This is a genomic window from Planctomycetota bacterium (genome assembly GCA_038746835.1).
In the GTDB taxonomy this organism is placed as follows: Bacteria; Planctomycetota; Phycisphaerae; order Tepidisphaerales; family Tepidisphaeraceae; genus JBCDKH01.
The window spans coordinates 1-3,177 of record JBCDKH010000280.1 but is presented as its reverse complement, the minus strand read 5'-3'; the positions used below and the strand labels follow the sequence as shown (position 1 = coordinate 3,177).

4 protein-coding genes are annotated in these 3,177 nt (G+C 63.4%); 3 read left to right on the top strand and 1 reads right to left on the bottom strand.

Annotated features, from left to right (window positions below; translation table 11 throughout):
- The 3 genes from lepA to AAGI46_16580 all read left to right on the top strand — a co-directional run.
- The coding region (gene lepA / locus AAGI46_16590; protein ID MEM1013825.1) for a translation elongation factor 4 at positions 1 to 1,514 on the top strand (1,514 nt) is incomplete at its 5' end.
- Positions 1,515 to 1,528: 14 nt separating this feature from the next.
- Positions 1,529 to 2,179, top strand: a complete 651-nt coding sequence (locus AAGI46_16585) for a Uma2 family endonuclease (GenBank protein MEM1013824.1) — start codon at positions 1,529 to 1,531, stop codon at positions 2,177 to 2,179.
- Positions 2,180 to 2,268: 89 nt separating this feature from the next.
- Entirely contained in the window at positions 2,269 to 2,784 is a 516-nt protein-coding gene (locus AAGI46_16580) for a hypothetical protein (protein ID MEM1013823.1), read from the top strand.
- A 5-nt stretch (positions 2,785 to 2,789) separates the two neighbouring features.
- Here the strand turns inward: AAGI46_16580 and AAGI46_16575 are convergent.
- Positions 2,790 to 3,177 (bottom strand): hypothetical protein (locus AAGI46_16575; GenBank protein ID MEM1013822.1); only part of this gene is annotated, 388 nt, incomplete at its 5' end.

Below are 3,177 nucleotides of genomic sequence, written 5' to 3'. Positions count from 1 at the left end.
GCGCGTTGCTCGTCGTCGACTCGACCCAGGGCGTTCAGGCCCAGACCGTCGCCAACGCGTACGCGGCACTCGAGCAGGACCTGGAGATCATTCCGGTCATCAACAAGATCGACCTGCCCAGCAGCCAGCCGGAGCTGGTGGCCGAAGAGATCGAGCAAATTCTGGGCTTCCCCGCGGAAGACGCGATCTTCGTCAGCGCTAAGAGCGGCGTCGGCATCGACGAGCTGATCTCGGCCCTGTGCGACAAGCTCCCGCCACCCAATGGCGAGGCCGCGGGGACGACGCGCGGCCTGATCTTCGACAGCCACTACGACGACTATCGCGGCGTGGTGATCTACGTCCGCATGGTCGACGGCGCGATCGAAAAGGGCGACAAGATCAAGCTGATGGGCACCGGGCGGGAGTATCCAATCACGGAACTCGGCAAGTTCACGCCCAAAGCCACGCGCGTCGACCGCATCGGGCCAGGCGAGGTCGGCTACGTCGTCGCGACCATCAAGGACATCCACGACGTCCGCGTCGGCGACACGCTCACCGACGCGACGAATCCCGCGCCTAGACCACTGCCGGGTTACGAGAAGGTCCAGCAGATGGTCTTCTGCGACTTCTACCCGGGCGGCAGCACGCAGTACGAAGACCTCCGCGACGCCGTCGATCGGCTGAGCCTGAACGACTCGTCGTTCACGTTCGCCCCGGAGAGCAGCGACGCGCTGGGCTTCGGCTTCCGTTGCGGCTTCCTGGGCCTCCTGCACATGGAGATCGTGCAGGAACGCCTGGAACGCGAGTTCGAGATCGAGGTCGTCCAGACCGCCCCGACAGTCACCTACGAGGTCGAGAAGTCGGACGGCGAGGTTTACAAGATCGACGCCCCGAGCCAGCTGCCCGATCCGTCGCACCTTCGCGAGATTCGCGAGCCGATCATCCGCATGAACGTCATGGTCCCGCAGGACCACGTCGGCGCGATCATGACGCTGTGTGAGGAGCGCCGCGGGACGTACAAGAAGACCGAATACATCGGCCGCGACGAGGGCCAGCGAGTCATCATCACCTACGACATCCCTCTGGCGGAAGTCATCTACGACTTCTACGACAAGCTCAAGAGCAGCACCAAGGGCTACGGCACGATGGACTACGAGCTTCGCGGCTTCGAGGCGGCGAACCTCGCCCGCGTCGACGTGCTGGTCAATGGCAGCCGGGTCGACGCGCTTTCGATGATCCTGCACCGCAGCACGGCCGAGGTCCGCAGCCGGCAGATCCTGACGAAGCTCAAGGACAAGATCGACCGTCACCTCTTCGAAATCCCGCTCCAGGCGGCCATCGGCGGAAAGGTCATCGCCCGCGAGACCATCAAGTCGATGGGCAAAAACGTCACCGCCAAGTGCTACGGCGGCGACGTCACCCGCAAACGCAAGCTGCTCGAAAAGCAGAAGAAGGGCAAAGCCCGCATGAAACGCGTCGGCAGCGTGGACATCCCCCAGGAAGCGTTCCTGGCCGTTCTTGAGACCGGGGGTTGAGTACAATCGGCGTCATGACGGTCCTCGCGACACCACCACTCGCTGCGGATGCCGAGAGGGATGTGCAGCTTGCTGCGAAGCCTGTGAGACGTGCGGTCATTCCGCAGGCGGCGAGGGTGATCGACTTTGGTCGTCCGCTAACGGCTGAAGAGTTCGCCCGAATGCCCGAAACTCTTGGCAAGCAAGAGCTGGTTGACGGAAGGGTCATCGAGATGCCACCAGTCGGAATGGGACATGGGAAACGTCAGGTCCAGTTCGCTTCGCTCCTTAGCGCATGGAATGGCGAGCACAAGCTTGGGGAGGTAATGGTCGAGACCGGCTTCATCCTCGCGCGCGAACCTGATCTGACTCGCGGCCCGGACATTTCTTTCATCCGCCGCGAGACAATTCCGCCTGACCAGAACGAGGATGATTTCGTCGAAGCGGTGCCCGAGTTCGTCGTTGAAGTTGTTAGTAAGCGTGATCGACCCGGTGAATTGGAGACCAAGGCAGAGGAGTATCTTGCTTTCGGCGTGAAAATGGTCGTCGTAGTCAACCGCCAGTCGAGGCAGCTGACGATCTACCGACCAGAGACCGAGCCAGTCGTTCTGAAGGCCGATCAGGCTTTCGACGGCGGCGACGTCTTGCCTGGCTTCAGCTGCAAGGTCTCCGATATCGTCGGCTGACAGCGACTCCGCCAGGCCCGATCACGTCGCTCGGATCACAAGCTACAGGCCGCGTCGGCCGATATGTCTTGGGAGGATTTGCCGAGACGATGCCCGACGCTGATTCCGCACAACAACAGCCCCTTCGCCTGGGCGAATTGCTCGTCGAGCAAGGCGCGATCACGACCCAGCAGCTCAGACACGCTCTGGATGTCCAGGCAGCCACGCATCGCCCGCTGGGAGACCTGCTCGAACGCCTCTACGGCCTTGACGCGATTCACGTGAATACGGCGTGGGCGCAGCAGTACGTCGCCGTCAACGGCGAACAGGACCTGACTGGCGCAGACGTCGATCAGGCATGCATCGAGCTGCTCAAGCCGCGGCAGGCGTGGCAGTTTCGTGTCGTGCCGATGCGGTTCGATAAGCTGCCGTGCGACAGCATCGAACCGCCGCATCTGACCATCGCGACCACACGACGCGGCCTTCGCAAGGCGATGAATTTTGCCGCCCGAACCTTCCGTGTGCCTCCGGCCGTCGTTGTTGCGACGTCCGGATCGATGCGCGTGCTCCTCGAACGCCACTACCCCGTCGCACCACATATTGCCGACTGGGCGTTCGACCGGTAAGCGGCTTAGCCGAACGCGATCGAGTCGAGCTCGACCAGCTCCACCGGGCCGACTCCCAAGACCTGCAGTTCGACCCTCACCTCGTCCACCGCGACGCTGGAGACGATCACGACGTCGGGCCGCTCTTCACGCAGGACGCTCAGCCTGACCACCTCGTGGCCGGACGTCGGTACGAATCGTCCATGTCGACCTGGCTGTTCGTCGACGCACAGCTGCACTCGGGACCGGTCCGGATCGCACGTCGCCAGAAACCGCGCGGCCGTCTCGTCGCAGTGCCAAACGGCAACCGTTGCACCGGACGCGAACCAGCCGTCCAGCCGGGCCGACCAGGCAGCGACATCGGCAACGTCGACGTCCGCCGGCGGCGGCATCGCCTCGGCCGCTTCACGTTGC

Coding starts and splice junctions, on each gene's coding strand:
- AAGI46_16585 (MEM1013824.1), top strand. CDS start 1,529: ATGACGGTCCTCGCGACACCACCACTCGCTGCGGATGCCGAGAGGGAT.
- AAGI46_16580 (MEM1013823.1), top strand. CDS start 2,269: ATGCCCGACGCTGATTCCGCACAACAACAGCCCCTTCGCCTGGGCGAA.